Origin of the sequence: Bacillus sp. SD088 (assembly GCF_017355205.1) — a bacterium.
Taxonomy (GTDB): Bacteria; Bacillota; Bacilli; order Bacillales; family Bacillaceae_C; genus Lederbergia.
Map to the genome: position 1 here is coordinate 109564 of NZ_JADIJK010000006.1, position 26474 is coordinate 136037.

At 39.9% G+C, this 26474-nt stretch carries 18 protein-coding genes and 1 pseudogene; 12 read left to right on the forward strand and 7 right to left on the reverse strand.

Features of this window, described 5'->3' with window-relative positions; genetic code table 11:
• Positions 1–329 precede the first annotated feature (329 nt).
• The 4 genes from shc (at position 330) to IPU53_RS07365 (ending at position 9960) form a co-directional block, all read left to right on the forward strand.
• Positions 330–2195, forward strand: coding sequence for a squalene--hopene cyclase (shc, locus tag IPU53_RS07350; protein ID WP_313886459.1), 1866 nt, complete (start codon positions 330–332; stop codon positions 2193–2195).
• Positions 2196–2742: 547 nt separating this feature from the next.
• The gene (locus tag IPU53_RS07355; RefSeq protein ID WP_207449402.1) at positions 2743–4032 is read left to right on the forward strand and encodes an ABC transporter substrate-binding protein; all 1290 of its coding nucleotides are present in this window, start codon (positions 2743–2745) and stop codon (positions 4030–4032) included.
• Between the two features lie 102 nt (positions 4033–4134).
• Positions 4135–4629, forward strand: coding sequence for a GNAT family N-acetyltransferase (locus IPU53_RS07360; RefSeq protein ID WP_207449404.1), 495 nt, complete (start codon positions 4135–4137; stop codon positions 4627–4629).
• A 108-nt stretch (positions 4630–4737) separates the two neighbouring features.
• Positions 4738–9960 carry a GH92 family glycosyl hydrolase gene (locus IPU53_RS07365; RefSeq protein WP_207449406.1) on the forward strand — a complete coding sequence of 1741 codons (5223 nt, stop codon included), beginning with the start codon at positions 4738–4740 and terminating at the stop codon, positions 9958–9960.
• A gap of 247 nt (positions 9961–10207) precedes the next feature.
• On the opposite strand, the gene IPU53_RS07370 is transcribed toward IPU53_RS07365, so the two are convergent.
• Both IPU53_RS07370 and IPU53_RS07375 read right to left on the reverse strand, forming a co-directional pair.
• A complete protein-coding gene (locus IPU53_RS07370; RefSeq protein ID WP_207449408.1) occupies positions 10208–10645 on the reverse strand; it encodes a DUF6508 domain-containing protein in 438 nt (145 codons plus the stop codon).
• Between the two features lie 108 nt (positions 10646–10753).
• Positions 10754–11619: pseudogene (locus IPU53_RS07375) on the reverse strand (SDR family oxidoreductase).
• A 676-nt stretch (positions 11620–12295) separates the two neighbouring features.
• Between IPU53_RS07375 and IPU53_RS07380 the strand changes: the two are divergent.
• Together IPU53_RS07380 and IPU53_RS07385 are read left to right on the forward strand one after the other, a co-directional pair.
• Positions 12296–12829 carry a DinB family protein gene (locus tag IPU53_RS07380; RefSeq protein WP_207449410.1) on the forward strand — a complete coding sequence of 178 codons (534 nt, stop codon included), beginning with the start codon at positions 12296–12298 and terminating at the stop codon, positions 12827–12829.
• 135 nt (positions 12830–12964) lie between these two features.
• Positions 12965–13705, forward strand: a complete 741-nt coding sequence (locus IPU53_RS07385; RefSeq protein ID WP_207449412.1) for an SDR family NAD(P)-dependent oxidoreductase — start codon at positions 12965–12967, stop codon at positions 13703–13705.
• Positions 13706–13937: 232 nt separating this feature from the next.
• On the opposite strand, the gene IPU53_RS07390 is transcribed toward IPU53_RS07385, so the two are convergent.
• The gene (locus IPU53_RS07390; protein ID WP_207449414.1) at positions 13938–14540 is read right to left on the reverse strand and encodes a TetR/AcrR family transcriptional regulator; all 603 of its coding nucleotides are present in this window, start codon (positions 14538–14540) and stop codon (positions 13938–13940) included.
• A 147-nt stretch (positions 14541–14687) separates the two neighbouring features.
• Here IPU53_RS07390 and IPU53_RS07395 point away from each other — a divergent pair, with 147 nt between their 5' ends.
• The 3 genes from IPU53_RS07395 (at position 14688) to IPU53_RS07405 (ending at position 18012) form a co-directional block, all read left to right on the forward strand.
• Positions 14688–15596 carry an ABC transporter ATP-binding protein gene (locus IPU53_RS07395; RefSeq protein ID WP_207449416.1) on the forward strand — a complete coding sequence of 303 codons (909 nt, stop codon included), beginning with the start codon at positions 14688–14690 and terminating at the stop codon, positions 15594–15596.
• Positions 15596–17194: an ABC transporter permease gene (locus tag IPU53_RS07400; protein WP_207449418.1), complete on the forward strand. Its 1599-nt coding sequence runs from the start codon at positions 15596–15598 to the stop codon at positions 17192–17194. Before IPU53_RS07395 ends, IPU53_RS07400 begins: the two co-directional genes overlap by 1 nt.
• 239 nt (positions 17195–17433) lie before the next feature.
• Positions 17434–18012: a hypothetical protein gene (locus IPU53_RS07405; RefSeq protein ID WP_207449420.1), complete on the forward strand. Its 579-nt coding sequence runs from the start codon at positions 17434–17436 to the stop codon at positions 18010–18012.
• A gap of 175 nt (positions 18013–18187) precedes the next feature.
• On the opposite strand, the gene IPU53_RS07410 is transcribed toward IPU53_RS07405, so the two are convergent.
• Positions 18188–19672, reverse strand: coding sequence for an MDR family MFS transporter (locus tag IPU53_RS07410; RefSeq protein ID WP_207449422.1), 1485 nt, complete (start codon positions 19670–19672; stop codon positions 18188–18190).
• A gap of 452 nt (positions 19673–20124) precedes the next feature.
• Here IPU53_RS07410 and IPU53_RS07415 point away from each other — a divergent pair, with 452 nt between their 5' ends.
• The 3 genes from IPU53_RS07415 (at position 20125) to IPU53_RS07425 (ending at position 22799) form a co-directional block, all read left to right on the forward strand.
• The gene (locus IPU53_RS07415; RefSeq protein WP_207449424.1) at positions 20125–20817 is read left to right on the forward strand and encodes an AIM24 family protein; all 693 of its coding nucleotides are present in this window, start codon (positions 20125–20127) and stop codon (positions 20815–20817) included.
• Between the two features lie 497 nt (positions 20818–21314).
• Positions 21315–21491, forward strand: a complete 177-nt coding sequence (locus IPU53_RS07420; RefSeq protein WP_313886455.1) for an aspartyl-phosphate phosphatase Spo0E family protein — start codon at positions 21315–21317, stop codon at positions 21489–21491.
• Positions 21492–21617: 126 nt separating this feature from the next.
• Positions 21618–22799: a Gfo/Idh/MocA family protein gene (locus IPU53_RS07425; RefSeq protein WP_207449426.1), complete on the forward strand. Its 1182-nt coding sequence runs from the start codon at positions 21618–21620 to the stop codon at positions 22797–22799.
• Between the two features lie 42 nt (positions 22800–22841).
• On the opposite strand, the gene IPU53_RS07430 is transcribed toward IPU53_RS07425, so the two are convergent.
• The 3 genes from IPU53_RS07430 to IPU53_RS07440 all read right to left on the reverse strand — a co-directional run bounded on the left by IPU53_RS07430 (position 22842) and on the right by IPU53_RS07440 (position 26468).
• Positions 22842–23684, reverse strand: a complete 843-nt coding sequence (locus tag IPU53_RS07430) for an aldo/keto reductase (RefSeq protein ID WP_207449429.1) — start codon at positions 23682–23684, stop codon at positions 22842–22844.
• A 718-nt stretch (positions 23685–24402) separates the two neighbouring features.
• Entirely contained in the window at positions 24403–25218 is an 816-nt protein-coding gene (locus IPU53_RS07435) for a nuclease-related domain-containing protein (protein WP_207449431.1), read from the reverse strand.
• A 236-nt stretch (positions 25219–25454) separates the two neighbouring features.
• Entirely contained in the window at positions 25455–26468 is a 1014-nt protein-coding gene (locus IPU53_RS07440) for an NAD(P)/FAD-dependent oxidoreductase (RefSeq protein WP_207449433.1), read from the reverse strand.
• Positions 26469–26474 lie beyond the last annotated feature (6 nt).

The following is a 26474-nucleotide window of genomic DNA, read 5'->3' on the forward strand; positions in this document are numbered from 1 at the left end:
CCTCAATAGTGCAAAAATTGTTAAATTTGAGGTTCCCCTAAATAGGCAGACCAATCCCGTAACCCTGCATAGCACAGCAGAGCCTTGACCATATTCAATTACTGGTTCAAAGTTTGGAATCGAAGTCTAATAAATGCCACCAGGAAAACCCTCCGTTCATTATAAATTATCATAATCATAGCACGTAAAACAGATAAGATCAACCGGGGGCCTGTCCCCCATTCCGTTAATACTTTACCACGGCGGGGGCCTGTCCCCATGAATGTTCATTTTACTTAGTGAATATGTATATAAAAGTCTAAAGAATGGAGGAAAATCCATTGAATAGGGTGGACGATGAAATCAACCGTCTTATTGGTCAATTTTATCAGGAGCAAACAGCAGATGGGTCTTGGAATTACCCGTTTGAGATGGGGATTGTGACGGATTGTTATACGATTATTTTGCTGAGAATGCTTGATGTTGATCGAGAGGAAGAACTGATTAAGGGGTTAGTGCGCCGGATTAGGAAAAGACAGGAACCGAATGGGGCGTGGAAATTATATCAAGACGAAAGGGAAGGAAATCTATCCTCGACTGTTGAGGCGTATTTTGCCTTACTATCTTCGGGTTATATCAACAAGGATGAAGTTGGAATGCAGGCCGCCAGAGCCTTTATCATCGCGAATGGGGGGCTTGCTCAGACGAAAATTTTTACGAAAGTGATGTTAGCGATTACGGGTCAATACAAATGGCCAGATTTTATTCCAATCCCGATCGAATTTATGCTATTACCAGAAACCTTTCCGCTTAATTTCTATGATTTCTCGGTATTTGCTCGATCTAATCTGGCACCTCTTTTTATTCTTGCTGATAAAAAATTCAAGATCCCAACAAAACAAATGCCAAATTTATCGGATCTGCTTGTTAGTGAAACGGATTCCTTTTTTACAATAGAAGAAAGACGGGAATGGTGCTCTATCTTAGATGTGATTGAGCAAGGAGTGGAAGCTCTTTTAGGATTACCAGAAGAACTTCACCAACTGGCCTTAACACGTACGAAGGATTATATGATTCAGCGAATTGAACCGAATGGAACCCTTGAAAGCTATTATAGTTCCACTTTTTTTATGATTTTTGCCTTTTTGTCCCAAGGCTATGGAAAAAGACATGCCATTATTACCAATGCAGTGAATGGGATCAAGTCGATGATCTGCCAAATTGGGGACAGTCCCCATGTTCAATATACAACCGCGAATGTGTGGAATACCGGGTTAATCAGTTATGGTTTACAGGAAGCAGGTGTTCCTTCTCATTCACCAGTTATTAAAAAGGCCAATCAATATTTACGGACACGTCAACATCATAAATTGGGTGATTGGGAACTTCATAATCCGAACATCGAACCTGGTGGTTGGGGTTTTTCTGATATCAATACGATCAATCCAGATGTAGATGACTCTACGGCAGCATTAAGGGCGATTGCTTTATCGACGAGTCAAAATTCGGACTATCTTCAAATATGGAATCAAGGGATCCAATGGGTAATGTCGATGCAAAATGACGATGGTGGCTGGCCAGCATTTGAACGAAATGTCGATCAACAAATTCTAACACTGCTGCCAATTGATCGTGTAGAAGATTTTGTATTAGATCCCTCTTCACCTGATTTAACAGGAAGGACTTTGGAATTTTTCGGAAATTATACAGATCTAAGCAAAGACGACCCGATGATTCAGCGTGGGATAGATTGGTTGCTTGATCATCAAAGGGAAGATGGGTCATGGGATGCGAGATGGGGGATTTATTATATGTATGGGACATGGGCTGCTGTAACAGGATTACTATCTGTAGGAATTTCACCGCATCATCCCGCGATTCAAAAGGCAATGGGCTGGTTGCATAAAACTCAACTAGCAGATGGAGGCTGGGGGGAATCCTGTAATAGTGACAAAGAAAAACACTTTATTTCACTGCAAAGAAGCACAAGAACCCATACTGCCTGGGCGCTCGATGTTCTGATTGCTACAGCAACAGAAGTTACCCCGGAAATAAACACTGGATTAGAATTTCTTATTCAGCAAAAAGAAGAAGCATGGACGAGGAAATATCCAAAAGGGAGAGGAATGGCAGGAGCCTTCTATATTCATTATCATAGCTATGACTCTATTTGGCCACTAGTCGCGCTTGCCCATTATAAAAATAAATTTCATTAGAATCTTTGTCAACTCATTGCTTGTTTTATCCCGAATTAACTGGCAGTAAGACCCCCACTTCAAGAATTCGAGGTGAAAACGAGAATTGTAAGTGGGGGACAACTGCCAGTAAATACCCGATTGGTTCGGGCCTGCAGGACGCAGGTCACAAAGGCGTTGCAACAGGATGTTGCGAATTTAGCCTTTGATCCTTAACATTCAGTGGGGGATGAAAAAAACCCCCACTGAATGAAGTTTCACTTTATTGCTTAAGATTTTTGACAGCTAAGTGCTAAGAATAGGTGTGGGCGATATGGGCTATACACACCATCTTTTTATTTTATAAACCATATGACGAAATAGACAATGTCATTCTTTCTTGTTTAGTGGATAATTGGAATGAACTAAATTTATATGGCATACCTTAGATTGAAAATACCACCAGATAGGGACAAAACGGAAGGGAGGGCAAGACGAAGCTGTGGGCGGCGAGGGTTTTCCGAAGTAAAAGATGGGAGTGGTATGAATTAAAAAGAATTACTACCTATTTATTTTTATGATTTTCTCCATGTTATTAATAGCTGCATGCAATAAGGAAGAGCCAACAACAGGAGATAACGAGAATGAAGCAGGGGCATCCTGGAGCTACGATGGAGAGCCTGCCACAGTCACGATGCTTATCAGTGTCGGCGAAGAGGAGTTCAGCCGCCGCTATCAGGAGCAAATAGCCGAAGTGTATCCAAATATTACACTTGAGCTTGTCTCAGGATCACCGAACGATTCCCAGTTTTTACAGGAACAATTCGCTCGTGGTGAAGTGCCTGATATTATTCCAACCACCCCGACACTGGAATATATCGAAGATCTCAACTTGCTCATGCCCATTGACGATATTATTGAGCAAAGCGGTTTTGACCTTGGCGTATTTCGGGAAGGCGTCGTCGACAACTTACGCGCCATTGATCCTCTTGGCGAAGGTAACCTATACGGATTGCCGATCGAATCAACGCTACTGGTCATGTACTACAATAAAGACATTTTCGACCGGTTCGGTGAGCCCTATCCGTCCGAAGGAATGACCTGGGAGGAAGTGCTAGAGCTGGCAAAAAAGCTGACGCAAGAAGTCGATGGTATTCAATATAAAGGGCTAGCACTCGAACCAACATATGCGATTCCATATACCCAGTTCGCTATTCCCGGCACCGACCCTGAAACAGGTGACGTCCTTTTTACACAGGATCCGAATACAAAGCGCGTATTCGACTGGCTTGACAAGCTCCGCAATATCCCTGGTTTGATGAATATGGATGAGGATCGTCCAGATGGCTTTGGTGGAAACGGGCAAAACATTGCAATGTGGATTAGTACAGCGCCATGGTTACCACTACTTGCCCCAGTCGAAGGATTGAATTTCGATATGACCACTGTGCCCGTATGGGAGGATATGCCTGGTATCGCGCCTACGACACCAGTGCTACCATTTAACATCACCAAACACAGTGAAAACAAGGAAGCCGCCTGGGCTGTCATCTCTTACCTAGCGACAGAAGAAGGTCAAAAGGTCCTTTCTGCCGCTGGAAGTGCGCCAACATATGACAGTGAGGAAGTCTTCGCCTTATTTGGCAATATGGACTTAGAGGACGGAGCCACGTATAACGTCAAGGCTCCATTCGTCGACCAATTGGGAGAATTGCCACCGTATTCTAAATACGGTCCACAGATGACCTTCCATGGCGATAATTTTATTACAGCAAAAGCGAGAGAATTTCTGGAGTCTGATATAGATGTTGTCACATATCTTAGACAAATGGAAGAAGAGTACACTACGATTGTGACAGAGTTGAAGGCAAAAGAATAGGGTACTAGATAGACTTCGGTTATTGCCGGAGTCTATTGGTTATAAACAAAAAAGTTGTAGCACAGACACTAGATTATGGGGGACCTGGTTAAGGAGGATTGAATGAAAATAGAGCAAACAAAGGATTTTGAGTTAGTTGCTAAATTAAATAAGCCTGTGCATGATCTGCATTGTTCTCTATACCCGAAATACTTTAGAGAGTATGACTACGAAGAAGTGAAAGCTTTGTTTAAGCAGCTAATGAAAAATAGAGACTTTACCTTTTTTCTCGTAAAAGAGGGTAAAGAGGCTTTGGGGTATGCTTGGATTGAAAAAAGATATTATCGAGGAAATGTTTTTAACAAAGAATATAAGTCTATTTATGTTCATCAAATCAGTATTGTCCAATCAAAGAGAAAGAAAGGGTATGGAACACTTTTAATGGAGGAAATTTATCAATTTGCCCAGAAACAAGCTATTGATCTCATTGAATTAGATTACTGGGTTGATAATAAAATAGCTAAAGGATTTTATAAAAAACAAAAGTTTGTAAAATATCGTGAGTTTGTCTATAAACAGGTGAATGAAACCAATTCCCACAATACAAATGAGAAGTGAATCTGTTGAGCTTGCAGATTACATTTTTAGAAAGCTCAAAGATTGTGTGATGTCAGGGAATAAAAAGCAATATAAGCAGTAAAGCTGTACATTGAAAGGAATGTGATTATGAGAAGATTAGGAAGGCCAGCTGCATTACCAAGTATTGTTTGTCTCATGTTTGCAATGGTTTTGGTACCGTTTGAACAGGTTCACGGGGCTTCAACTGGTCATTCATCTCATACCAATACGCCCAAGGCTGATTTTTTTACTTCATTTGAAAAGGAGGATCCCCAGCTGACATGGAAGGATACAGTTGAAACCACTTCTGACGGGGAAGAGAAAGCATCAGGTATTGATGGAAACATTCCTCCAGCATCTTCTCCAACACCCATGAAATCCCATATTGGGGATGGGCCAACTAACAGTTATGTCGCAAAGACAAATGTTGGTTGGACTGGAAAGAAGGCGTTAACGTATGCGGGAACACATCTTAATGAAGGGAGGGCATACTCCTATAACAAACTGTTAGATGTTGATATTAAGGTGACGCCGGAAACGCAGTTGTCGTATTATATCCACCCAGAGTTTGTGGATAAAGAGCAGATGGATTATTCTAGCACCTATGTATCTATTGATTTAGCATTCACAGATGGAACTTACTTAAGTGACCTTAGTGCGAAAGATCAACACGGGGCGGAATTGCGACCTGAAGCACAAGGCAAGTCTAATACCTTATTTCCGAATCAGTGGAATTATCGTTTGTCAGACATCGGGAAGGTCGCATCTGGAAAAACAATTAAAAGAATTTTGGTGGCTTATGATAATCCGAACGGTCCAGGGGAATTTAAAGGTAGCATTGATGATATTAGCATCATAGGCCAACCAGAACAAAAAAACTACTCAAGCCCGATTGATTATGTAAATATCTTTAGGGGGACAAACAATAATAGAGAGTTTTCACGAGGTAACAACATCCCGGCAGTTGCGGTACCACATGGATTTAATTTCTGGATTCCAGTGACGGACGCAGGTGATAGGCGATGGATGTACAAATATCAGCAGGACAATAATGAAGATAATTTTCCCGAAATTCAAAGCTTTTTGCTTAGTCACTCTCCGAGTCCATGGGTAGGTGATGGTGATCGTCAGACATTTCAAATCATGCCTTCTGCTTCGGAAGCAGATCTGCCACCCTTAAATCGTGACAAACGAGCACTGCCCTTCAAGCATGAGAATGAAATCGCAAAACCTAATTATTACAGTGTGACCTTTGAAAATGGTATTCAAACGGAGATTACACCGACCAACCATGCAGCGATGTTCCATTTTACATTCAAGGAAGATGTTTCTGACTTGATTTTTGACAACTTCAACAATGATGGCGGCTTGACACTTGAAGCGGATAAACAACACATCCAAGGATACACAGATGTGGGTACGAAAACCCCAGGAGCAACGAGAATGTTCTTCTATGCAACATTTGATAAACCAGTCACGAAAAGTGGGAAATTAACTGGTGAAGATCGTGACAATGTTGCTGGTTACTTCCGTTTTGATACTTCAGGGAGTGATAAAACCATCACGATGAAAATTGGCACATCACTTATCAGCATGGATCAAGCGAAGAAAAACTTAAATCAAGAAATTCATCAGAACGACACGTTTGCATCAGTCAAAGAAAGAGCAAAGGAAGACTGGAACAGCCTATTGCAAAAAGTTGAAGTCGAAGGGGCGACAGATCAGGAACTCGTTACGTTGTACTCCAATTTGTATCGACTCTATCTCTATCCAAATATGTTGTATGAAAATACAGGAACAATGGAAAAACCTGTATATGAATACGCAAGCCCTTTCTCTGATCTGGATGGAAAACCAACGGAAACCAAAACCGGCGCGAAAATAGTCAAAGGAAAACCATATGTTAATAATGGTTTTTGGGATACGTATAGAACCGCATGGCCAGCCTATAGTTTATTGTCACCGGAAAAAACAGGTGAAATGATTGACGGTTTTCTTCAAGCATATGAACAAGGTGGTTGGATTCCAAGATGGTCTAGTCCTGGTCATGGAGGAGGAATGACGGGGACAAGTGCGGATGTCGCCTTTACGGATGCATATCTTAAAGGTGTTAGTAATTTTGATGTATCAAGCTTTTACGAAGCGGCAATCAAAGACGGATCCGTTGTAAGTCATAATCAGAAAACAGGAAGAAATGGTCTCGCGACATCGATTTTTAATGGTTACACAAGTACCGATATCGGTGAAGGGATGTCTTGGGCGATAGAAGGCTACCTTAATGATTTTGCGATCGCGTCTATTTCTAAGGAACTTGCTGAACAGACGGATGAAAATGATCCGAAATATGATCAATATATTACCAATTACAAGTACTTTATCAATCGAGCGCAAAACTATGTGAATATATTCAATCCGGAAGTGGAGTTTTTCATGGGGAAAGACTCTACGGGAAAGTGGAGAACGACTGCCGACAAATTTGACCCGAAAGATTGGTTAGGGGCAGATTATGTCGAAACGAACGCATGGGGCACGGCTTTCTCCGTTCCACAGGATGGGCAAGGGTTAGCTAATCTTTACGGTGGAAAAAAGGAGCTGGCGAAAAAGCTGGATACTTTTTTTGCGACTGAAGAGACAGCTTTACATCTCGGCGGGCGTGATAATCCCATTCACGAAATGAGAGAAGCCCGAGATGTACGAATGGGAATGTATGGTCATAGTAACCAAGGCGCTTATCACATCATCTATATGTATGATTATGCGGGTCAGCCTTGGAAAGCCCAGGCAAAGATTCGGGAAGTATTATCTCGGCTTTATGTTGGAAGTGAAATCGGTCAGGGGTATGTTGGTGATGATGACAACGGAGCAGCGTCTTCTTGGTATATCTTGAGTGCGGCGGGTTTTTATCCACTTCGTGCAGGTACATCTTCTTATGCAATCGGTGCTCCTTATTTTGAAAAAATGACGATTCATTTGGAAAATGGAAAAGACATTGTGATCAATGCACCTGAAGTCAGTGACACGAACAAATATATTCAAAGTTTGAAAGTGAATGGGAAACCATACAATTCATTGAGCATTGATCATAAGGATCTTGCCAATGGTGCAATATTAGAGTTTGAAATGGGACCTGAGCCATCTAAATGGGGTACTGGTAAAGATGCAGTTCCATCATCGATTACCCCAACGGCAGCGGATGGGTCGTCATTGCTGCCTGATCCAATGGTTGATTTGACTGATAGAGGGAGTGGGCAATCCTATGATAGTAGTGGAACGATAGCCAAAGCGCTTTTTGACAATTCATCCGATACATCACTAACTTTGAAGGGAAAGGATCCCTGGGTCCAATACAATTTTACAGATGAAGCCCAAAAGGCGTTAATGTACACGATTACTAGCTCTGCTGATGACTCGTCACAAGATCCGAAAAATTGGATATTAATCGGATCCAAAGACGGGGAAAGTTGGAGCATTCTTGATAAAAGAAACGATGAAAGCTTCAAATGGCGGCAGTATACCAAGCCGTTTACAATTCAGAACCCGGGTAATTATGCTTTTTACAGATTGATTATCAAGGGAAATGGCGGAGCAACGTCCACCACTGTAGCGGAACTTGAACTGCTTGGCCATAGGGATCTCGAAGCAAAATTTGCTCAAGTAGAGAAGGGTTATCAGGGATATGTAGAGTCCGGAGATATTAAAGGATCTGCTGAAAAACAGTTGTCCCAATCGTTGCACGAAGCACAAGACAATTTTAAAAATGATAAAAATAAGGAGGCTATCCAGCAATTAAAGGATTTTCTAAAACAAATGAAGGAAGCTAAAACTGGGGAAATCTCTGAAAAGGCGAAAACTCAATTAACGCCAGATATTCACGCATTGATCGAGTTGATATCAAATGTGACCATTCAACCACCTGAAGGTGATTGGGAGTATCATGAAGAGGTTGAAAAGATAACGGTATTCGAGATTTCCGACCTTGAAAGCGATGCAATTGAGCCCGGCGAGGATGCTATCGTAACCGCTTCTGTGAAAAATATCGGTTTAGTTGCAGGTGATGAGGAGATAAATTTTTATTTTGATGATAAGCTTGTCGATTCTGAGACAGTCAGCCTGAAACCAGGAGAGAGCAAAAAGGTGACGTTTACAGTTCACGATGTGTCACCAGGCGTGCATCAGATAAAAATGAATAATCAAACGACTACGCTAAAAGCTTTATACGCCGAAAACCCCGTATTGTCATTACATTTTGACGAGGACGGAGATACTGTTAAAGATTCCTCCCCATACGGATTAGAGGGTAAATTACATGGGAATATCTCACGAGTTCAAGGCCAATTCGGCAAGGCAGTGAAGCTTGATGGGGGATGGATTGAAATTCCCGACAATAGTTTATTAAATGGTGAGGATGCTTTTACCATCACTGCTTGGGTGAATCTGGAAAATCCCGAAGCCAACCAAAAGATTTTGGGTAAAACCACCACAAATGATGGGTATATGTTGGGCGTACAGGGTGGAAAGCTTTATCCAGAATTATGGGACGCTGGTGGTCATCATCATACCTTTGAAGATGGATCTATTCCAGCTAACCAATGGGTTCATATTGCCCTTACATGGGAAGCAGGTGGAAGATTCATAGGGTATGTTAACGGTGAAGAGGTTAAGAATGTGTCCGCAAGTTCCGATCCTGTTAAAGACAACAACAATCCGTTCATTATCGGCGGCGCACCGTGGGATACGGAAGCATTCCAGATGAAAGGGTTGATTGATGAAGTCCATATCTACAAAAGAGTGCTAGAATCGGATGAAATTCAACCGAATTTAAAAATTAATGTAATGATGAACGGTAAAACTCTTGAAAACGGAATAAAAGTACCCGATAGCACAACCGCAACATTCAGCTGGGAAGCACAAGATGATTTGGCTAAGGTATCTGCAACCTTTGATGGTGAGGTATATGAGGAAGGAGCTTCCATAGATTTGGCAGGAAAGACTGGAGAGCATACATTGGTTGTGACCGCTATTAACTCAGGAGGAATTAAGCAAAAAACCTATGTACTGAACGTGACGACAAGCGTATCCGACATGCAGACACTTGTTGAAAGATATGAAAAATCAGGGGCGATCAAAAATAAAGACGCTGCTCACGCATTGGATTTGCAATTGACAACAATAGAACAATTCGAGAAAAACGAGGCCACAGACAAAGTGCTGAAACACTTAAAAGGTTTTGAAGTATTAGTGGATGATCAGAAAAAGAACAAAGTGATTTCTGAAGATGCATACACCGCATTGAAGGCAGATGCTAATTATTTGAAGAAGAAATGGCAATAAAAAGATCAATACAAAGGAGCGCCTAAAACATTAAGAGGAGAAAAAATGTGGAATCATGATGAATGGTGATACGGATTTTCTTTGTTGGGTAGGAATTTTTAAATCGTAGCCTGTGGATAAATTGCAGGATGTTGTGGCTGATGCCTAGCCCATAAGTTGTAAGTTCATCGGCGAAGATATACGAACGCAGCTGATATTTTACGAAACAATCTAAGCCAATAAAAGTCAAAACTGGACTTTTATTGGCTTAGAATATTTGCTTGTCGTCATACCATATGACCAATGCATTTAAAATCGCTTCTAGCAAACCATTCTCGTACGCCTTTGCAATAGTTCCATCGCTAAATCGCTCGCTGCGCACGACAAATGTAGCTGCTCGGATCGCATCTGCGGTGCTCAGCTTGTTATTTGGCGAATAGCTTGGAAGCCCATGTTCCATCCAAAAGTACAAAGGGGTCACAGCGCCAATAGTAGATAATAGACTAATTGCTTTCTCCACTCGCTCACTATAAGCCGGATAGCTTAATGAATATGTTTGTTCAGAGAGAGACTTCGCACTAATCCATTTTACATCATGATCCTCAGCTTCCATCTCTTCTATAACAGAACGCAGCTGCTCCCAGGCATCAGTTTGGGTTCTATCTAGCTGGTTAATAAGTTGAATATCGTCGGGATTACCTTCCATAATTAGTCTCCTTTGTCAAAGAAAGTATGCTAGTTTGGTCTAGCACAGTATGCTAGGGGAGATCGGCATGGCGATTATTTAAGCTTCTTTAGCCCTCTTCCCAGCTGCTTAGGAATTAGTAGATTCCCCGCCATCTACATGTAATACTTGACCCGTTACTAATTGAGAATCGTCTGAAGCTAGATAGACAAATGTCGGTGCTAATTCGAATGGTTGGCCGATCCGATTAAATAGATTAGGTCCATGTAAGGAGTTAATATCAGAAGAAAAGCTTGCGGGAATAAGCGGTGTCCATATTCTCCCTGGCGCGATCGCATTTACACGAATATTTTGATTGGCAAGGCTTTTGGCTAGTGAACGTGTCCAGCCCACGATCGCTCCTTTGGTTGCCGAATAATCAATTAATAACGGTTCCCCTGCATATGTGACGACGGAAGTTGTGCCGATAATAGAGCTTCCTGGTTTTAAATAAGGCAAAGCCGCCTTGGTCATATAAAAATGAGAGTAAATATTTACTTTAAACGTTTCATCGAATTGCTCATCTGTAATATCAAGTAAACTATTTTGTTGAAATTGGACGCCTACATGATTACAGAGTATATCTAATTTGCCGAATGTACGAATCGTTTCTGTTACGACAGCCTTACAATGTTGCTTTTCCTTTAAATCTCCAGGCAGTAACAGACAGCGTTGACCAAGCTTCTCTATCCGTGCTTTTGTTCGATTGGCATCGTCATGTTCATCGAGATAGGCAATGGACACATCTGCCCCTTCTTTCGCAAAGGCGATAGCGGCTCAGCGCCCATCCCACTATCTCCCCCCGTTATTAAAGCAACCTTGTGCTTTAACTTTCCGCTTCCTTTATAATGTGGGTTTTCGATAATTGGTTTGGGGACCATTAAATCCTCATGTCCAGGTTGTCTAAGTTGTCGTTGTTCGGGATGACTTAACGGGACCTCTTCATATTTTGTTATTTTACCATAGTTTGGATAAAGGGGATAAGGGTCTGTTAGTTGATTGTCCGCAAACCACTTTTGATAAGCACGTAATTCTTGTAATTCTTCCTCTGTGATCCTATGTTTTTCGTTATCTCCATCCGTCCGCTTGTTAGGCAATTGTATAACCTCCCATTCATCTTTATCTTATGTACTGTATGATTGGGCGAACGTTTAGTGCGTGTCTAGATTTTCTCACATAGACTTGCTCCAATACATCCATTGATACGTAAGATACGAAAAAGGGGGTGACACCATTGCGTGTCATGTTCAATCCTGTCATAAAATGGCTGTTAGTCAATCAATCTAATGAAAAAGTAAGGATGGAGTATCTCCAATATAGCTGGCCGACGTCAGTGATAGCCAGAAGGCCACCTTATTACACAAATCCTCAGTATGAACCTTACTATCCGCTTGTTAAAGGGTGATTGCCTGGAAGATCCCCACTTCAAGTAAAAATATAAGTGGGGAACAACCTCTTAAAATACCGCTTGCTTAGAACATTTAGATGGAAGAATGGGAAGTAATTTTAAATGTACATAGTTTGTGTTTTACCTTACGGGTGTATAAAGCTTGCGTAAGCTTAATTAATGCTTAATAATTGAATGAGTGGTATTTTTTTCCAATAATATATTTCAAAAAAGTTGGTGAAGACATGACAGCAGAATTAAATAGTTTATTTTTAATTGATCAAGTGGATGACTTAAGCTTAGAGTTTAGTAAATTACTTTCAATGATGAATTATACGAGAGTTACAACACTCGAAGAAGTAAAACAATTGTCCAAAGAAGAACTAGATTTCCTTTATATGGATGATGCCAATTCGATTGGAATGCTATTGGCACATATGGTGGCTGTAGAAAAAGCGTATCAGATTGAAACATTTCATAACCGAGAAGTGACAGAGGAAGAAATTGCTGACTTAAATCCAGCTCTAGAATTAGGGGAAAAAGCTCGCGAACAGATTCATGGTAACAACATTAATTATTATATGAAGGAATTAACGGATACTCGAAAGCAAACAATTGAAACCTTTAAAACACTCCCAGACGAATGGCTATTTCAACAAACCCCATTTTGGTTTGATCAGCCAGCAAACAACTATTTTAAATGGTTCCATGTCTTCGAAGATGAATTGAACCATAGAGGACAAATAAGAATAATCAAAAAAATGATGGTAAAGCAATAAAAGTCCGGGGCCTGTCCCCCGCTGCGTTAATCATTTAACGCAGCGGGGGACAGGCCCCTTTACTTATTTGGAGAATTATAGTAAAATTCAATTGTGAAATATTTCACAATATGATCAAAGAGGGAGATGGTATAAATGGGGAAGCTTGTTGGAAAAGTAGCTATAATTACAGGTGGAGCTCGCGGAATGGGAGCTTCGCATGTTCGGCAATTTGTCAAAGAAGGGGCAAAAGTCGTTTTTACTGATATTTTAGTAGAAGAGGGAGAGGCATTAGCGAAAGAATTAGGGGATAATGCCAAGTTTATTAGACAAGATGTTACGAAAGCAAAAGATTGGGATCAAGTTGTAGCTGAAACGGAAGAGGCATTTGGTCCGATCAATATTCTTGTAAATAATGCTGGTATTGCTTTTCATAAATTGATTGAACAGATGACAGAAGAGGAATATAGAAAAGTGATGGACATTAACCAAGTATCTGTCTTTTTAGGAATGAAAGCAGTACTATCATCTATGCGCAAAACAGAAAATGGCTCGATTGTTAATATTTCCTCGATCAATGGTCTAAAAGGATCGGTTGCCGCTGTTGCTTATAGTGCTTCGAAGTTTGCGGTTCGAGGAATGAATAAATCAGCGGCTTTAGAATTTGCGCCATATGGCATCCGTGTTAACTCTGTTCACCCAGGGGCCATTGCCACACCGATGATTGTCCAAGAAGATAATAAAGAAATGGTTGAAGAATTCGCCCAAACCATTCCATTGAAACGAATTGCTAAACCAGAAGAAGTGACGAATATGGTTTTATTCTTGGCTTCTGATGATTCAAGTTATTGCACAGGATCAGAATTCGTTGTCGATGGTGGATCAACAACATTATAATTTTTACCCCGCATTAACAGGCCCCACTGATTAAAGTTTCACTATATAAATTCTAGAGAGGCTGATCAATTAGCTTTTCAATATAAGACAGGTGAAAAAATGAGCCATTTTCTTCACCTGTCTGTTGTTTTTCGCTAGCTATTCTCTCTCAAGCCAGAGAGTAAACTTTTCCAGGAACACAGCGAACTCTCTCTGTGTTTAGACACACCAGCGATTTTACTGACTGCGTCCTTCAATTTTCATCGTCCGGTTCAATTTGTTTTCCTACGATTCCATAGAAGAATAGTTTTGTTAGTTCTTCTGTCATGGGTAGAATATCTTTCGTTGTATCTTTGCGGCGTAGATAGTCTGTAAACATTTGGATATAAAGCAGGATGGCCTCATTTGAGATCGTTGGGTCGATGTAGCCTTGCTCCTTTCCTTCGCGGAATAGCCCGATAAAACGTGGCAATGCCTTTTCTGTAAACAGCTTTTCAATATAATTACTTCCATCCGTATATTCAGCCATAAAATGCTCAAAAAAATCTTCATTTAAATGGCTGGCTTCCTTTTTTTTACCAAAAATAATTTTTGTGATTTTTTCTTGGAAAGGAGCGTTGCTATAAAATAATTCTTCATATTCTGCCCAAACTTGATCGACATAAAAAATAATCACTTCGTGGATGAGCTGGTCCTTATTGCCAAAATAATTATAAATTGTGACTTGAGATACATTTGCCTTGCTCGCGATTTTAGCTATCGACACTTTTTGTACCCCATAGTTTTTAAATAATGCGAGAGTGGCTTTTAAAATGTCTCGCTTTTTTTGTTGTTTTCGTCGTTCGAATCCGTTCATTTCATTCACCTCCATCTTAGTTTAATAAAAATTTTGTAATATCACAATGAAAATAGTTCATAAACTATTGATGAATGTTTTGTTTTTGTATATTATGAAATGAAAGGCAACAAATATTTCATAATTAATTCGAAGGGAAGATGAAATATGGCTATATTAAAGACAATGAATTTGAAGAAGCGATTTGGAAAGTTTACAGCACTGGATGGTATTAACATCGAATTAAACGAAGGAGAGGTTTATGGTTTTATAGGACCAAATGGTGCTGGTAAGTCGACAACGATCCGGATACTTCTGGGGATTTTAAAAGCGACTACAGGTGAAGCGGAAATTTTTGGTAAAAATGTCTGGTCAGATGCTGTTGAAATACACAAACGACTTGCCTATGTTCCTGGAGATGTGAATCTATGGCCAAATTTAACCGGCGGAGAAGTGATTGATCTGTTTATTCAATTACGTGGAGGAAAGCATAAGAATAAACGTGAAGAATTGGTAAAAAAATTTGATCTTGATCCAACGAAGAAGTGCCGAACGTATTCAAAGGGGAATCGGCAAAAAGTGGCATTGATTTCGGCGTTTTCTTCAGATGCGGATTTATATATTTTAGATGAGCCCACTTCTGGCTTAGATCCACTAATGGAGCAGATTTTTCAAGAGTGTGTGCTGGAGGCTAAACAAGCTGGAAAAACTGTCTTACTTTCCAGCCATATTTTATCGGAGGTTGAGAGGTTGTGTGATCGGATTGGGATTATTCGTCAAGGGCAAATCATTGAAACAGGTTCTTTAACAGAATTACGACATTTAACGCGAACGCATTTGCTTGTTGAAACGAAACAGCCTGTTCCTTCTATCCATCAGTTCGATGGTGTGTATGATGTAGAAGAAAAAGGTCAGGTGCTCTCGTTTCAAGTAGACGCAGAAGTATTGAATGATGTTCTCCAGCATCTTAGTCAGTTTGCGATCGTCAAGTTAGAAAGCGCGCCTCCTACTTTGGAGGAAATGTTTATGCGCCATTATGAAAATCAAGGGAACAGAGGAGAAAAGGGGGTATTTTAATGGAGGACATTTTTAAAAATACAATTTCTCTTGCTAGGCTAATGATAAGCTTGGACCGACTGCGACTTCCTATGTGGCTATTAATGATCGCCATTTTTACTTGGATTGTTCCTCTAGCCTTTGATGATATGTATGCAACACAACAAGAAAGAGATGTTATGGCAGAAACGATGCGAAACCCTGCAATGACAGCCATGGTAGGGCCTGGTAATTTAGATCAGTATACAACAGGAGCTATGACGACACATCAAATGCTCCTATTAACAGCGGTCGTGGTCGGATTGATGAATATTTTGATTGTGATTCGTCACACAAGGGCTGATGAAGAAGATGGAAGGATCGAGCTGATTCGTTCCTTACCTGTTGGACGGCTAGCAAACGTTACTGCTGTAATGATCATCTTAATTGTAACCAATGTGTTTTTGATGCTTCTTTCTAGCTTTGGTTTATATGCCTTACAGATTGATAGCATGGGGTTGCAAGGGTCGTTGCTATATGGAGCGGCTTTGGGGGGAATAGGGCTTGTATTTGCTGGAGTTGCAGCTGTCTTTGCACAACTTTGTGAAAGTTCACGAGGGGCAACGGGTTATTCGATTGCTTTGCTCTTGTTCGCCTATCTTATTCGAGCAATGGGGGATGTGAGCAATGAAACATTATCATTGTTTTCCCCATTAGGCTGGGCTACACGAACAGAGGCGTTTACGTCGAATCTTTGGTGGCCTGTGTTGTTCATGCTTGGGTTATCGATTATACTCTTTATCTTGGCTCATTATTTGCATGCAATTCGAGATGTAGAAGCTGGATTCTTTCCAGCAAAACCAGGTAGGAAGCATGCATCGATTTTTTTACAAAGTCCTGCTGGTTTAGCGTTAAGATTGCAGCGCACAGGTACCATTGCTTGGGCTGTTGGAATGCTTGTAATGGGTGTGTCTTATGGATCTGTTTTTGGTGATTTAGAATCTTTTTTTGAAGGAAATGAAGTTTTTGAGCAATTACTTGCTGAGAAAGAGGGATATACGCTGACAGAACAGTTTATCCCGATGCTTATGATCGTGATGAGCTTACTTTCAACTGTCCCCCCACTTATGGCAATGCTGAAACTCAATCGGGAAGAGAAAAAGAATCGCTTGGAACATTTACTTAGTAGAGCTGTTTCACGGACTAACGTGATGGCAAGCTATCTGATCATTGCTTTGGTGAATGGTTTTATAATGCTTTCGCTTACGGCTATTGGTCTTTGGGCTGCTGGGAATGCAGTCATGGAAGAAGGCTTTAAATTTGCAACAATTTACGGAGCCGCACTTGTATACTTTCCGGCGCTGTGTGTGATGATTGGCCTTTCCGTATTGCTGATCGGTTTTCTACCTAAACTGACTAGCTTTATTTGGGGATATGTCATTTACTCCTTTTTAATCCTATACCTAGGTGGCTTATTCGACTTACCTAACTGGCTTGGGAAATTGTCTCCATATGGGTATATTCCGCAGCTTCCTGTTGAAGAAATGAAATGGTGGCCGATCTGTATGTTAACATTACTGGCTCTGATCTTGATGTTTTGTGGATTGATTGGTTATAAGAAGCGAGATATGAAAGGATGATCTAATTAATTGAAAAAGCAATTGGGGAGGTGCCATTTGCGTATGTACAGATGTTGCGCCCCCCAATTATGCGATAGGCGTAAAAACCCCTTTAGTCTCCATCTACTCCCTCTATATTTCAGTAAACTAGATAAAAAAAATGAAATTTGATAGCATGAATATGTTATTTATGGAACTATTAAGCTGATTTTGTCGTATAATGATTATACCTATTATTTACAGGGGTCAAGGAGGATACTATGGGGGGCAAAAATGTCTATATTCTTTTAACAGATACGGGGACTATACTTAATAGACTAATAAAATTATATACAAGGCAACCTTATAATCATGCATCTATTGGTTTTGATTTTAACTTAACTGAGGTTTATAGCTTTGGTAGGAAAACAGCTAATAATCCTTTTATGGCGGGGTTTGCAAAAGAAGATGTAAAAGAGAGGTTGTTTCGGGAAGCGGATTGTGTCGTTTATTCTATGGTTGTAACTGAGGAACAATGGATGAGAATGAACCGCTTCATACGAGATATTGAAGAACGGAAGGAAGAGTACCGTTATAATTTATTTGGCTTAATAGGGGTTATGCTTCGTATGCCAATCAAAAGGCGGAATGCTTTCTTTTGTTCACAGTTTGTTGCCTATGTCCTGAAGGAGTGTGATATTCTTCATTTTGACCAACCTATATCACTCATCGCACCGAATGACTTTCAAGAAATACCGACACTTAAACTAGTGTATCAGGGAAAACTAAGAGATTATCTTACTATGTTAATGAATGAAAGAAGCGTTGAATCTGTTCCGTTCATGTCTATTGAAATTTGAACTCCTTCCACTGAAAAGTGCAAACGGCTGCGGAGAAACTGTAATGAGGCAGTCTGATTGAACTCCCCATGATAAAAAAGCGATCCTTCTATGTAAGAGTAGACTCAGTATGTTGTCCCGAAGCGAACTTTTCAAAAGAACGGCTCTGATCAAAATAGATCAGAGCCGTTCTTGATTATCCTTCTTTTTGTGTTTCAAGCGGTGTTTCTTCTGGTTTGGCACGATATACAAATAGTGCTAAAAGAACGGCGACGATCGACATGGCAAACGCGATGAAATAGACAAGCTCTACACCTGTTACCATCGCTTCGTTAATGGTTGCAGGATCATTGGGATTTGGTGCATCTTGCAAAAAGTGAAGCTGTTTTGCATTCATAATACTGACAAAAACGGAAACGCCAATGGCACCGCCAACAGGCTGTAAAGTAGACATAACCGCAGTTCCGTGCGGGTATAGTCGTTTAGGCAGTTGATTCAAGCCGTTTGTTTCAGCTGGCATCATAATCGCAGAGACTGTCAACATTAATAAAATATATCCGACGATCACAATCCATAAAGGGGTATCTGTCGATAAGCGGCTCATCATAAACATCGTACCACTTAAGATAATTGTAGCTGGAATCATCAAGAGACGGGGGCCAACCTTATCAAAAAGAGCGCCCATAAAAGGTGACATGATGCCATTTAAAATACTTCCTGGTAATAAAATTAAACCAGCTGTTGCGGCCGTTAAAGCCAAGGGACCCTGCATATAGATAGGCAAAATAATCTCTGATGCAAACATGGACATAATAATAATTAAGAACATAATAACGGCATGCGTGTACATAGGATATTTAAATACTCGTAAATCCATAACCGGTTCTGCTAATTTTAATTGTCGCCATGAAAAAAGGACGATCCCCACGATTCCCACAATAATGAACGTATAGACAATAGGGGTGAAAAATCCTGCTTCACTTTCTCCTGCTGCACTGAAACCATAAATGACAGCCCCAAAGCCAATGGTTGAGAAAACAATGGAGAGAATATCAATTTTAGGCTTGGTTACTTCGGACACATTAATCAAGAATTTATAAGCAAAGGCAATTGAAAAAAGTGCAAAAGGAATAACAGTGATAAATAAAAAACGCCAACCTAAATATTCAACAATCACACCGGATAACGTTGGACCGATTGCAGGAGCAAACATCATCACTAAGCCGACCATCCCCATGATTTTCCCACGCTTATGTGGTGGATAAATGAGTAAAAACACATTAAAGATAATCGGCATTAATAAGCCAGTACCAACCGCTTGTATTAATCGTCCAACTAGTAAAATGGAGAAGTTTGGAGCGACAGCACTGATTGCTGTACCAATCGTGAAAACGATCATTGTCCCTAAAAACAATTGTCTTGTAGTAAACCATTGTAACAAGATAGCAGAGACAGGAATTACAACTCCCATCACAAGCATAAACCCTGTTGCCATCCATTGGACAGTTGGTAATGTGATGCTAAATTCTTTCATCAAGGTCGTTAAAGCAATATTTAATAATGTTTCATTTAAAATTGCAAAAAACGCCCCAATGATCAGTGAAACCATAATAGGCAGTGTTTTCACATTAGGATCATCTGCTAAGTATTCATATTTATTTAAATGATTATTTTTTTCCATCAAAAAACTCCTTCGTTCTAATTTTTACGAACAACTGCTTATGTTCAGAAGCAGACGGAAGGAGTGTATAGAAATGGACTTTTCACCAATATTTGATCAGAGTCGAATGAAAAGTTCTCTTTATTCACTTTTAAAGTAGACAAACTCTTTCCGAATCCTCTACCCACAAGTAGAGTTCTTTTCTATTCAATTAGGTTAAGAAAAATCGGAATGATAAGATTGTCATTTGAAAAACGCCTCCGTACAAAATAGTAGAGTTATCGTACCATCTCTTCTTAAGAATAGCAAGAGTTTTTGATGAAGAAAGCGGCTGAAAGGGGAAAGACGACCGTATTTTCCAAAATGGATTCTAACGGATGGCATTTGAACGTGTCTGTATCGAAAACAAACTTGATTGAAACAAAATAAGTTGTTGCTTCGTATATACAAAATAAAGGAAGGCTGTGAACATAATGACAAAATATTCTATCGAGGAATTTTTGAAACAAACAGAACAGGAAGACAAGGGAGAAGGGCTATTCGAATTAGAAACCCCTCGGTTGTTGGAGGTAAATTTAGAAAAGCAAGTGTGGGCAAAAACTGGCTCTATGGTCGCCTATGAAGGGAAAATAAAGTTTGTCCGTGAAGGTATACTAGAACATGGGCTTGGAAAAACGTTCAAAAAGGCGTTAACGGGTGAGGGAGCTTCCTTAATGAAAGCAACTGGACAGGGAAAATTATATCTAGCAGATCGGGGTAAAAAAGTGATTATTTTACATCTGCAAAATGATATCATTTTCGTTAATGGGAATGATTTATTAGCCTTTGAACCAAGTGTAAAATGGGATATCAAATTGATGAAGCGGATAGCAGGCATGATGGCTGGGGGATTATTCAATGTTCGGTGTGAAGGGACTGGGATGATTGCTATTACAACTCATTATGAGCCATTGACATTAAGAGTTACACCTGGAAAGCCTGTAATTACAGATCCCAACGCGACTGTTGCTTGGTCAGGAAATTTGCAACCAACCATTCAAACAGATATTAACTTCAAAACTTTTTTCGGAAGAGGAAGCGGTGAATCAATCCAAATGAAGTTCGAAGGAGAAGGATTTGTCGTTGTCCAACCGTATGAAGAGGTATTGATGGATCCGAATAGTTAGTTTGATGTAGAACTGGACTTGCCAGAAGAATAGTTATGAGAGAGCTTTTTAAAGATTAAATAGCTCTCTTTCCAGGGGGAGAAAATAAAAACGATTTTATGATATTCTGGTCATTATCAGCAAATCTCTATGATCGAGAGCAATCGTTCAACTAAAGAGCTTTATTCATAAATGTATGAGTACGAAAAATATTGGCTTAATAGGTCTAGTCTCAGTAAAATAGAATTATGGAGAAGTATTCATCTATAAATGAATTTCCATTTTGATAAAGAAAAACTTCATTCAGTGGAGTTTTTTCTCATCCTCATTGAACGAAGTTTACAGACTAGAAACCTTTTGCTTGAGCTTTTTTGTCTTTGTAACCTACGTCCTACGTGCCTGAACGAATCTGAGATTTGGCTACATTTGAGATCGTCACTATTATTATTCTTGTTTCCTCGAATTTTGAAGTGGAGATCTTATTACCAGTTCATTCAGGATAAAGTCTTTTTAAAAGAGTGGGGGGGTTTTTTATTAATCAGTTATATGAAGAAATAGAATTATTAAGGAGAAAGATGTATCAAAAATATGAGCAGGATCCAAATGACCCAGAAATTTTAATGATCTCGCAAATGCTGGACAAGCTTTTAAATGATTTACAGTCAAGACAAAACAGGGAGGAGCGGTCGTCCTGAGCATTTTCCTAGCTCGGCAGTTGCCTTTGTATTGTATGAAATGTTGAGAATTTATTTAAAAAATGAAATAATCGGTAAAATAATGACTGATCTATAGTAGAATGTATAGAAAGGAGGTTGATTTTTGTGAATCGAAAGGTTTCGATTGTGCTAGTTGGAGTAAGTGGGTATGGTCATACGTATTTGCGGGAGCTTTTGCAAAAGGAAAATAAGCAGATGTTTCTAGCAGGGGTGGTTGACATCTCTCCCGAAAGATCAAATTACTATCAAGAAATACAGGAAATGAGGATACCAATCTATACGTCTTTAGAAGAATTTTATGAAGACAATAAAGCAGATTTGGCGATCATTTCTACACCGATTCATTTACATAAAGAGCAATCTTGTTTGGCGATGGAGAATGGAAGCGATGTCTTATGTGAGAAACCGATTTCGACTAGTCTTGCCGATATTCAAAAAATGAAGGAAACCTCGGAAAAAACCGAGCGTTTTTTAGCCGTAGGCTTTAATTGGTCGTTTACGGATGTTGTACAACAATTAAAAAAGCAGATCTTGGACGGGGAATTTGGAGGAGCGAAAAGGTTTAAAAGCCTTACTTTATGGCCGCGGAATCAAGACTATTATAATCGTTCAGCTTGGGCGGGGAAAAAATGTAGTCCTAAAGGCAAAATCATTTTAGATAGTATTGCCAGTAATGCCACTGCGCATCATTTGCATCATATGCTATATTTAGCTGGGAATTCAATAGATCAGAGTGCTGATATAACTGAATTAACGGCTGAGCTTTATAGGGCGAATGAGATTGAAACATTTGATACATGTGCTGTAAAAATGAAGACGAAGGATGATATCGATATATTTTACTATGCTTCTCATGCAGTGAAGGAGGCGAAAGGGCCAAAATATGTATTAGAATTTGAAAGGGCTACCATTAGTTTTGATCAGGGAGGAGAAACAAGCGACATTGTTGTGCAATGGAATGATGGGAGAAAAATATCTTATGAGGATCCCTCTCATACACTAGCGAAACTAAAGGTATGCGTACAAGCAATCTTGAAGGGAGATCATAACATATTATGCGGAATTGAGGCTGCCACCCCACATGCAGAAGCGATTCAAGCGATGCATAAATCCGTTCCGGACATTCCCGAATTTCCTCCAGCCATAGTGCAATATAGCGAAAGCGAGAAGCTTATATCAGTTGAAGGGTTAGCAGATATATTAATAGAATGTTATGAAAAATGCAGCTTGCCTGTTGATTTGGATGTAAAATGGAGTCAACGAGGGAAGAGCATTCAAGTAGAATAGTAAAAAAGGCGATTTGCGGTGACAAATCGCCTAATTTATACGTTATTTTTCTTCATATACGACGGGATCTTGCCCATTTAACCTTCCATCCTCTTGAGTTAATGAAGCAATCAGTCTCATTTCTTCTTCATCTAAAGCAAAATCAAAAATCGAGATATTTTCCAATTGTCTGCTTGGAGAAGCGGATTTTGGAATTGGAATCGTCCCAAGCTGGTAATGCCAGCGTAAAATCACCTGTGACACCGTTTTGTCATGCTGGCCAGCGATTTTTTGTAAGATATGATTGTCCATGATATCTATTACACGCGCTAAAGGGCTCCATGATTCTGTTTGAATCGTTTGTTCTTGGTGCCAAGCCCGTTGTTTCTCTTGATTGAAAAAGGGATGTAGTTCAATTTGGTTAAGAGAAGGCTTCACACCTGTTTCTTGTTCTAATCGCTCGATATGATCAGGTAAGAAATTTGAGACTCCGATAGAACGAATAAGCCCCCATTTTTGCGCATCAATCAAGGCCTGCCACGCTTCTACATACTGATTCTGTTGTGGATTAGGCCAGTGAATCAAATACAAATCATAATAATCGAGTTGGGCACGATATAGAGATTCTTGGATTGCCTTCACAGCAGTATCATATGTATGATAACGGCCAGGCAGTTTGGAGGTAATGCGCAATTCTTCTCTCGAAATATCACTACGGCGAACAGCTTCCCCTACGGTACCCTCATTCTCATAATTGTACGCGCTGTCAATCAGGCGATAGCCACACTTGATCGCACTTTGGATTGCACGAACCCCTTCCGCGCCTTTCAAGTTATACGTCCCGAATCCAATAACTGGCAGTGTAATACCATCATGAAGCGTGACCTCTGGAATAAATTGACTCATATCAACACACTCCTGTCTATTTGTAGTTTAAGAGTAACATAGATGATGATTGATTTCATAAAGGAAGCCTCCTGTGCGAAATGGTAGTATCGTAAAAATGTCACAAGTGAGAAACCAGAATTCTTCATGTGCTTGATAAAATGCATACCACGAACATTAATGCAAAGTCCGACACCGCCCAATGAAACTTATAAACCGAGTTGCAAAGAGAGATTCTACGCACCAAAAGCAAATAATCAAAAAAAGTGGTTCATAGAAGGGGCTACGCACCAAAAAGCAGAGAAAATCCACTAGAATCGGTTCGTAGGAGGTTCTACGCACCAAAAAGTGAAGAAGATCCTCCGGAATCGGTTCATAGGGGGTTCTATGCACCAAAAAGTGAAGAAAACCCTCCGAAATCGGTTCATAGAAGGTTCTATGCACCAAAAAGCAGAGAAAATCCCCCAGAATCGGTGCATAGAAAGATTCTACGCACCCTGCTCCACTGTAAAATGAGTTCCTAAGATAATTCCATACCCAAACTCTAGTGGATCTTGCAAATGCGTTCATTGTAACTAAAGTTAGATGCATATACAAATGAGAGGCATCTCATGAAAACTCATACGATGATCTAGGATTCCTTTTTGTCAATATAGTATGCATGTCTTCCATATCCTTGCACACCAAGGTTTTTCCTGAGTGTCCTGCTTATAATTCTTTTTTCTGCAATTACCTGACACTACTCATAAATAATATGAGTAGTGATCTTTTTATCCGGAAAAACCAGCTTGAATTCGTCAACACTTCTTAATATCGCTAAATCAACTTTCTCCTCCGTACCACAATGTTCACATACGATATTCCTGCCTATCAACGAGGTGGCCGTAAGTGAATGACAGCCTGTGCACATAATACCTTTTCTTATTTGTTCAAAGGAATAGTTTGGTAAACGTTGATACGGAGATTTCTCTATATGATCTTTTAGGAACTTTTTCGCTAACAGTAGATGTTTTTCATTCGTTTTCGAATCAATTTTATCCAGATGCTTCTTAAAACGATTGATTTGGGTTGGAAGGATAATGGGCAGTTCGGGATCCGCCTGGTATAACGTAAATTCGGGATGATTAAACAGGACGTATTCTTTTACAGGAAGGTGAACGCCAGATTGTTGGAGAAGGCGCCGGAATAAGGAGACACAGCGGTTTAATTGCAGAATGGGATGATGAATTTCTTTTTTAGTCAAGGTATACCAAATATCAGAATCGATATAATAATCACCTTCATAATACTTTACTTCTATCAGATAAATCGTATTTTCAAAAATAAGGAGAACATCAATCTCAAAAAGGGTATTGTGATATTCCAAGAGTAGATTATGCAAAATCAAGCAGTCGGTGCGAAGATCTTTGAGAAGGTTAGCCAGTTTCTGCTCACCTTCATGGCCTTTTTTCAGATGGAGGTATTGTTGCTTCCATTCAGAGGAAAGTTTGAGGCGCTCGTTTAAGCAGTGAAGCAATTTCAGTAGCGAGGATTCTTGATAGGGTTTAATAATCATCTTCCACAACCTTTCTATTTTATTTCTCTTCATTTGTATGAAAGATTCCAAAAACTTTCAAGTTTAAGGGCATGTCCCAAAAGTTGAAAATCGCCAAAAAGGCTTCCTTGCTATGAGTCCTTCAACTGATGCTATTTCCACAGGTGTGTCACTGTTTTTGGCGATTTTCTTAACATTTACTCATATAAAAGAAGGAGATTTCTCGGTGTTGAAGACTTATTGGCAGCCCCTTACTTCTAATCCGTCTTGATCAAAGGTTCATAATGAGTAGAGTATAGATGGGTTAAAGGATCTTTAGGATGTATGTAAAGCTTGGCACTATTAACGGCAATTGGTCCTTCATTAAAACCCCCTGCAATCAGTGGTAATTTATTTTCGTATTGGGCGATATCTCCTACTGCAAAAACGCCTGGAATGGAGGTCGACATGGAGGAATTCACTACAATCCCTGCATCCGTTATGTCCATTCCCCACTCAGCGATAGGGCCAAGATCGATATGAAACCCATGGTTGACGAGGAGCTCGTCTACTTTCACCTCTTCAAAAGTGCTCTGTTCAGTATTTTGTATGATCACACTGGTTAGACGGCCATCCTTCCCTTTTAAGTCTGTTAGCTCATAAGGAGTCAAAACCTGTACACTGGAATTTTTCATTTTTGTTACATTGCTTTCAATCCCTTTAAAAGAAGATTTACGATAGATTAATGTAACCTTTTCAGCAATCGGTTCTAATTCATTGGCCCAATCGACCGCAGAATTCCCACCACCAGTAATCAAAACACGCTTCCCTTTAAAGCGATCAATATCATGGATCGAATAATGCAGACTTTCTTCTGCAAACTCTTTAGCGTGGGCAAGCTCTAACTCAACTGGCTTTAAGGAACCGAATCCTGTTGCCAAAATCACTGTTTTTGTATAATGTTTTTTCCCATTGTTGCTTGTTAAGATGAAATAACCATCCTCATGTTTCTGCCAATCCAATACCTGTTCTTCGAAGACAATCGTTGGATCAAATGTTTTTGCCTGTTCGATCAAGTTAGCAGTCAATTCATCACCTGATAGATGGGGCAATCCCCCAATATCACGAATAATTTTTTGTGGGTAAAAATAAGAAACCTTCCCACCTAGATAAGGTAAATATTCAATAATCTTCGTTTTTAATTCGCGCATGCCACTATAAAAAGCAGTAAATAACCCAACGGGTCCACCACCAATAATGGTTACATCATAAATATTATTTTGCTGAGTCATAAAAAA

Excerpts from the sequence above, each read along its gene's own strand:
- IPU53_RS07380 (WP_207449410.1), top strand. The coding sequence starts at position 12,296 with ATGACAGCAGAATTAAATAGTTTATTTTTAATTGATCAAGTGGATGAC.
- IPU53_RS07395 (WP_207449416.1), top strand. The coding sequence starts at position 14,688 with ATGGCTATATTAAAGACAATGAATTTGAAGAAGCGATTTGGAAAGTTT.
- IPU53_RS07355 (WP_207449402.1), top strand. The coding sequence starts at position 2,743 with ATGTTATTAATAGCTGCATGCAATAAGGAAGAGCCAACAACAGGAGAT.
- IPU53_RS07430 (WP_207449429.1), bottom strand. The coding sequence starts at position 23,684 with ATGAGTCAATTTATTCCAGAGGTCACGCTTCATGATGGTATTACACTG.
- IPU53_RS07400 (WP_207449418.1), top strand. The coding sequence starts at position 15,596 with ATGGAGGACATTTTTAAAAATACAATTTCTCTTGCTAGGCTAATGATA.
- IPU53_RS07360 (WP_207449404.1), top strand. The coding sequence starts at position 4,135 with ATGAAAATAGAGCAAACAAAGGATTTTGAGTTAGTTGCTAAATTAAAT.
- IPU53_RS07440 (WP_207449433.1), bottom strand. The coding sequence starts at position 26,468 with ATGACTCAGCAAAATAATATTTATGATGTAACCATTATTGGTGGTGGA.
- IPU53_RS07405 (WP_207449420.1), top strand. The coding sequence starts at position 17,434 with ATGGGGGGCAAAAATGTCTATATTCTTTTAACAGATACGGGGACTATA.
- IPU53_RS07365 (WP_207449406.1), top strand. The coding sequence starts at position 4,738 with ATGAGAAGATTAGGAAGGCCAGCTGCATTACCAAGTATTGTTTGTCTC.
- IPU53_RS07410 (WP_207449422.1), bottom strand. The coding sequence starts at position 19,672 with ATGGAAAAAAATAATCATTTAAATAAATATGAATACTTAGCAGATGAT.
- IPU53_RS07385 (WP_207449412.1), top strand. The coding sequence starts at position 12,965 with ATGGGGAAGCTTGTTGGAAAAGTAGCTATAATTACAGGTGGAGCTCGC.
- IPU53_RS07390 (WP_207449414.1), bottom strand. The coding sequence starts at position 14,540 with ATGAACGGATTCGAACGACGAAAACAACAAAAAAAGCGAGACATTTTA.
- IPU53_RS07435 (WP_207449431.1), bottom strand. The coding sequence starts at position 25,218 with ATGATTATTAAACCCTATCAAGAATCCTCGCTACTGAAATTGCTTCAC.
- IPU53_RS07415 (WP_207449424.1), top strand. The coding sequence starts at position 20,125 with ATGACAAAATATTCTATCGAGGAATTTTTGAAACAAACAGAACAGGAA.
- IPU53_RS07370 (WP_207449408.1), bottom strand. The coding sequence starts at position 10,645 with ATGGAAGGTAATCCCGACGATATTCAACTTATTAACCAGCTAGATAGA.